Annotated in this window: 6 protein-coding genes and 1 pseudogene; 6 read left to right on the plus strand and 1 reads right to left on the minus strand. The window is 71.1% G+C overall.

The window, feature by feature from the left end; translation table 11 throughout:
- The first annotated feature begins 129 nt into the window (after positions 1-129).
- Both rimI and tsaD read left to right on the plus strand, forming a co-directional pair.
- On the plus strand, positions 130-582 hold the full coding sequence (gene rimI, locus G6028_RS07280) for a ribosomal protein S18-alanine N-acetyltransferase (protein ID WP_182610144.1): 453 nt from the start codon (positions 130-132) through the stop codon (positions 580-582).
- Positions 579-1,616, plus strand: coding sequence for a tRNA (adenosine(37)-N6)-threonylcarbamoyltransferase complex transferase subunit TsaD (gene tsaD / locus G6028_RS07285; protein WP_182641210.1), 1,038 nt, complete (start codon positions 579-581; stop codon positions 1,614-1,616). The genes rimI and tsaD overlap by 4 nt, the downstream gene beginning before the upstream one ends.
- Before the next feature lie 36 nt (positions 1,617-1,652).
- Here the strand turns inward: tsaD and G6028_RS07290 are convergent, their stop codons facing one another.
- A complete protein-coding gene (locus G6028_RS07290; RefSeq protein WP_182658473.1) occupies positions 1,653-2,024 on the minus strand; it encodes a DUF4190 domain-containing protein in 372 nt (123 codons plus the stop codon).
- A 271-nt stretch (positions 2,025-2,295) separates the two neighbouring features.
- Here G6028_RS07290 and groES point away from each other — a divergent pair, with 271 nt between their 5' ends.
- The 4 genes and pseudogenes from groES to G6028_RS07310 all read left to right on the plus strand — a co-directional run.
- Positions 2,296-2,583 carry a co-chaperone GroES gene (groES, locus tag G6028_RS07295; RefSeq protein WP_017837219.1) on the plus strand — a complete coding sequence of 96 codons (288 nt, stop codon included), beginning with the start codon at positions 2,296-2,298 and terminating at the stop codon, positions 2,581-2,583.
- A 144-nt stretch (positions 2,584-2,727) separates the two neighbouring features.
- Positions 2,728-4,350 carry a chaperonin GroEL gene (gene groL, locus G6028_RS07300; RefSeq protein ID WP_179524689.1) on the plus strand — a complete coding sequence of 541 codons (1,623 nt, stop codon included), beginning with the start codon at positions 2,728-2,730 and terminating at the stop codon, positions 4,348-4,350.
- 270 nt (positions 4,351-4,620) lie between these two features.
- Positions 4,621-5,202: a sigma-70 family RNA polymerase sigma factor gene (locus G6028_RS07305; RefSeq protein ID WP_179524690.1), complete on the plus strand. Its 582-nt coding sequence runs from the start codon at positions 4,621-4,623 to the stop codon at positions 5,200-5,202.
- A pseudogene (locus G6028_RS07310) lies at positions 5,199-5,524 on the plus strand (hypothetical protein); the annotation flags it as partial. The gene G6028_RS07305 and the pseudogene G6028_RS07310, both read left to right, overlap by 4 nt.

Genomic DNA, 5,524 nt, shown 5'->3' on the forward strand with positions numbered 1-5,524 from the left:
ACGCCGGGTGGAGCCGTCCCCGGCGTTGCGGGGCGTCGAGGCCGGAGGGCCACCGCGGTGAGCGGTCCGGTGCCGGGCGGCGGCGCCGTGGACGGGGTCGTCTACGATCCGCTGGTCGCGGGCGACGCGATGCGGTGCGCGGAACTCGAACGAGTGCTCTTCCGCGGTGACGGACCGTGGTCTGCCGCATCGTTCCTGTCCGAGATCGGCTCCGGGCACACCACCTGTCTGGCCGCCCGGTCGGAGGGCACGCTGGTCGGGTACGCCGTGCTGGCGGCACTCGGGCGGGCGGGGGACCGTGAGTTCGAGGTCCACACCATCGGCGTCGATCCGGCCTTCCGGGGTCGGGGGATCGGGCGCACGATGCTGCGTCGCCTGCTCGCGGTGGCGGACGCGGAGGCGGCCCCGGTGGTCCTGGACGTGCGGACCGACAACGTCCCGGCCCGCGCGCTCTACGAGGCCCACGGTTTCGAGGTGGTGGGGCTACGGCCCCGGTACTACCGTCCGAGCATGGCCGACGCGCACCTGATGGTGCGTCCGGCGCACCACGGACCCGACGCGGGAGGAGGAGACAGTTCATGAGGACCGTTCTGGGGATCGAGAGTTCGTGCGACGAGACGGGCGTGGCGATCGCCCGGGTGCACGATGACGGGCGCGCGGAGCTGCTCGCCGACGTGGTGGCCTCGTCGATGTCCGAGCACGCGCGCTTCGGCGGCGTGGTGCCCGAGATCGCCTCCCGCGCGCATCTCGAGGCGCTCGTCCCGACCGTGCGTGCGGCGCTCGCCGAGGCGGGTGTGGACCGGCCCGACGCCGTGGCCGCGACCATCGGGCCCGGGTTGTCCGGTGCACTGCTGGTGGGCTCCTCGGCGGCCAAGGCCTACGCCGCCGCGTGGGGCACACCGTTCTACGCGGTCAACCACCTGGTGGGACATGTCGCCGTGGCCGGGTTCGACGGCGGACCGCTCGACGAATGCGTGGCGCTGCTGGTCTCCGGCGGACACACCCAGCTCCTGCACGTGCGCTCTCTCACTGATCCGGTGGTGGAGCTCGGCTCGACGGTCGACGACGCGGCGGGGGAGGCCTACGACAAGGTCGCGAGGCTCCTGGGACTGGGTTACCCGGGCGGTCCGGTGATCGATCGACTCGCGGCGTCCGGTGACCCGGCGGCCATACCCTTTCCCCGCGGGATGACCGGGCCCCGGGACGCCCGACACGACTTCTCCTTCTCCGGGCTCAAGACCTCCGTCGCGCGCCGGATCGAGGCCGCCGAGCGCGACGGGGTGCACCTCGAGGTCGCCGACGTGGCCGCGTCGTTCCAGGAGGCCGTGGCGGACGTGCTCACCATGAAGGCCGTGCGGGCCTGCACAGATCTCGGGGTGTCGACCCTGCTCGTCGGCGGCGGCGTCGCCGCGAACTCCCGGCTGCGGGAGCTGGCGGCGCAGCGGTGCGCCGAGGCCGGGATCCGCCTCCGCGTCCCCCGGCCGCGGCTGTGCACGGACAACGGGGCGATGGTCGTGGCGGTGGCGTCCGCGCTCCTCGCGGCGGGTGCCGAACCCAGTGCCCTCACCGTGGCGGCGGATCCGGGGCTCACGGTCGGGGTGACCCAGCTGGTGTGAGGCGGGTGGTGTGAGGAGGGTGGTGAGGCGGGTGCCTCAGAACCCGAGCAGTGCGAAGCCGTACCCGGTGAACAGCAGCATCCCGCAGATCAGCAGGGTGATCAGGACCAACCACAGGTACCCCACCGCGAGGGCGGTGAGGGCGAGACCGCGCCCGGCCTGTCCGGTCCGGTTGATCCTGGCCAGGGCGAGATGGCCGAGCAGGACCGACGCGAGCGCGAAGATCGCGGGGACCGCGGGCAGGAACAGTCCGAGGAAGGACCCGAACACGACGTTGCCCACCGCCAACACGACCGCGGCGAGCGCCGTCCCGTTGACGTCGGGGGGACCGGCGTGCGACTCGTCGCCGGGGTCCTCCGGATCCCGCCGGCCGGACGCGTCCGCGTCACCGGAGGGGGTACGGGACATGGCGACGACTCCTCCCGGGGGCGGCGGGACTTCCCGCTGATCGTACGCGGGGCCCGCGCGCCCGGCGGCGTGCTCGAGCGGGTGTGTGGGGGCCGGGTGGTGTTCGCCGTCCGCGAACGGGGCCGGATCGGGCACCCGGGACACTTGAGTGCTGGCACTCGCGCATATAGAGTGCCAATAGGCATGGACCCGGTCGCGTCACCCGCGACGACGCCACCCCGGTGCCCCGCCCCCCTGAACACACCAGCCATCTACACACGGAGGATCCATCGTGGCGATCAAGCCGCTTGAGGACAAGATTCTCGTCGAGGCCACCGCTGCCGAGACCACCACGGCGTCCGGCCTCGTCATCCCGGACACCGCCAAGGAGAAGCCCCAGGAGGGCACCGTCGTCGCGGTCGGCAAGGGCCGCTTCGACGAGGACGGCGACCGCATCCCCATGGACATCAAGGAGGGGGACAAGGTCATCTACTCCAAGTACGGCGGAACCGAGATCAAGTACGAGGGCAAGGAGTACCTGATCCTCTCCTCGCGCGACGTTCTCGCGGTCATCGACTGACGTGAGTCGGTACAACCCCGCCCCGGTGGCGCCGGCCAGTGTCCGGCCCGCCGGGGCGGTGGTGTCTCACCGGTGTCGCACCGGTCCGTTACGCAGTACGACCCGTCCGTCCCGAACACCCTCTTCCTTCCAGGAGTCCCATCAATGTCCAAGTTGATAGCGTTCGACGAGGAGGCCCGTAAGGGCATGCTCGCCGGTGTCGACCAACTCGCCGACACCGTCAAGGTCACGCTCGGCCCGAAGGGTCGGCACGTCGTGTTGGCCAAGGCCTTCGGTGGCCCCACCGTCACGAACGACGGTGTCTCCATCGCCCGCGAGATCGAACTCTCCGAGCCGTTCGCGAATCTCGGTGCCCAGCTGGTCAAGAGCGTCGCCACCAAGACCAACGACGTGGCCGGTGACGGCACGACCACCGCGACGGTGCTCGCGCAGGCGCTCATCCGTGAGGGGCTGCGCAACGTGGCCGCCGGATCCAACCCGATGGCCATGGGCAAGGGCATCGAGAAGGCCTCGGCCGCCGTCGTCGAGTTCCTCAAGTCCGCCGCCACCCCGGTGTCGGGGTCCGAGGGGGTGGCGCAGGTCGCCACGGTCTCCTCCCGTGACCCCGAGGTGGGCCGGATGGTCGCCGAGGCCATGGACGCCGTGGGTGTCAACGGCGTCGTGTCCGTCGAGGAATCCCAGGGCCTGCACACCGAGGTCGCCGTGACCGAGGGCATCGCCTTCGACAAGGGCTACCTCAGCCCCTACTTCGTCACCGACCCCGACGAGCAGAAGGCCATCTACGAGGATGTCCTGGTCCTGCTGCACCGCGAGAAGATCAGCTCCCTCCCCGACCTGCTCCCGCTGCTCGAGAAGGTCGCCGAGACCGGCAAGCCGCTGCTCGTCGTGGCCGAGGACGTCGACGGCGAGGCGTTGTCGACGCTGGTCGTCAACTCGATCCGCAAGACCATCAAGGTCGTCGCGATCAAGGCCCCGTTCTTCGGCGACCGCCGCAAGGCCTTCCAGGACGATCTCGCTATCGTCCTCAAGGGTCAGGTCGTCAGCCCGGACCTGGGCATGAAGCTCTCCGACTGTGGCCTCGAGGTGCTCGGACACGCCCGCCGCGTGACCGTCTCCAAGGACGAGACGATCATCGTCGACGGTGACGGTGACCAGGCCGACGTCGACGCCCGGGTGGCGCAGCTGCGCCGCGAGGCGGAGAACACCGACTCCGACTGGGACCGCGAGAAGCTCGAGGAGCGCATCGCCAAGCTCTCCGGGGGCGTCGCGGTCATCCGCGTCGGCGCCGCCACCGAGACGGAGCTCACCGAGCGCAAGCTCCGCGTCGAGGACGCGGTCAACTCGGCCAAGGCCGCCGTCGAGGAGGGCGTGATCGCCGGTGGCGGTTCCGTGCTCGTCCAGGCCGCGGCGTCGCTCGCCCGGCTCGCCGAGGACACCACCGACGCCGACGAGGCGGTGGGGGTGAACGTCGTCCGCAAGGCGCTGGCGGCGCCACTGTTCTGGATCGCCGCCAACGCGGGCGAGGACGGCTCCGTCGTGGTGAGCAAGGTCGCCGACCTCGGTCCGAGGGACGGCTTCAACGCCGCCACCGGCGAGTACGGTGACCTCGTCTCGGCGGGCATCATCGACCCGGTGAAGGTCACCCACTCGGCCGTCGTCAACGCCTGTTCCGTCGCGCGGATGGTGCTGACCACCGAGACGGCGATCGTCGAGAAGCCCGAGCAGGAGGCGCCCGGCGGGCACTCACACGCCGGTCACTCGCACTGATCCCGTCCCGACCGGGCCCCGGTCCCGCACCCGCGGGACCGGGGCCCGCTCGTCGTCCGGCGACCGGTGATGTCGTCTCACCCCGCTCCGAGCGGCTACGCTGGGCCCTCACCGGATGACCTCCGGCACAGGGGTCGCAGAAGTATCCTGTGCCCACGCCCCGCCGGCCGCGACGGTCCGGACGTGAGACCGCGACGGTCCGGCGCCGCACCCCGACAGAAAGGCCGTGCCCCGTAGCACACCCGTGTAACGAGAGGCCCCCCTAAATCGATGACAGGTACAGCAGACGAGTTGGAACTCGCCGTCGCCGCCGCGGTCAAAGGAGACCGTTCGGCGGCCACGCGGGTACTCGAACTCGTCCGTCCCGGGGTGGTGCGGTATTGCCGCTCCCGCGTCGGGGGTGCGGAGAGGGTCAACCTTTCTGCTGACGATGTCGCACAGGAGGTGCTGATCGCGGTGCTCTCGGCGTTGCCCGGGTACCGGGATCAGGGTCGTCCCTTCATGGCCTTCGTGTACGGGATCGCCGCACACAAGGTCGCGGACGCGCACCGGGGCGCCGCACGGAACAAGTCGGATCCCGTCGAGTACCTCCCGGAGGTGCTCTCCACGGAGACGGGACCGGAGGATCACATCCTCGACGGCGAGGTGGCCAGGGCGATGAGTCGTCTACTGGGAACCCTGCCCGAGAAGCAGAGGGAGATCATCCGACTGCGGGTGGTCGTGGGACTCTCCGCGGAGGAGACCGCGGAGATAGTGGACAGCACGGCCGGAGCCGTGCGGGTGGCCCAACACCGGGCCATGAAGCAGCTCCGGACCAGGATCGAGCAGGACGGAGAGGAGCGATGGCGATGAACGACGACGATGTCGACCCCGGCACCCGGGACGACGCCGCCTCCCTCGACGCGCACGGTCCGGATCCGGAGGCGGTGGAGCGTGACGACGAGCTCCTGCGCGTCCTCGGGGTGGGCGACCGCCCCGCCGGCTCCGACGCCCTGGCCGCGCTGCTCGCCGACTGGCGCGAGGAGGTCGACTCCGCGCCCCTGCCCGATCTGCCGGGGCAGGAGGAGATCGAGGCCGCGCTCGCGCCGAACGTCTCCCGCCTGTGGCCCCGCCGTGGCTGGGCCAGGTCGCATGAACACCACCACGGGCAGCGCCCCGCGTTGTGGCAGGCGGT

Source organism: Dietzia cercidiphylli (genome assembly GCF_014145145.1).
GTDB lineage: Bacteria > Actinomycetota > Actinomycetes > Mycobacteriales > Mycobacteriaceae > Dietzia > Dietzia natronolimnaea.

Bases quoted from the DNA above. Each gene is read 5' to 3' on its own strand.
- rimI (WP_182610144.1), top strand. From the start codon at position 130: ATGCGGTGCGCGGAACTCGAACGAGTGCTCTTCCGCGGTGACGGACCG.
- tsaD (WP_182641210.1), top strand. From the start codon at position 579: ATGAGGACCGTTCTGGGGATCGAGAGTTCGTGCGACGAGACGGGCGTG.
- G6028_RS07290 (WP_182658473.1), bottom strand. From the start codon at position 2,024: ATGTCCCGTACCCCCTCCGGTGACGCGGACGCGTCCGGCCGGCGGGAT.
- groL (WP_179524689.1), top strand. From the start codon at position 2,728: ATGTCCAAGTTGATAGCGTTCGACGAGGAGGCCCGTAAGGGCATGCTC.
- G6028_RS07305 (WP_179524690.1), top strand. From the start codon at position 4,621: ATGACAGGTACAGCAGACGAGTTGGAACTCGCCGTCGCCGCCGCGGTC.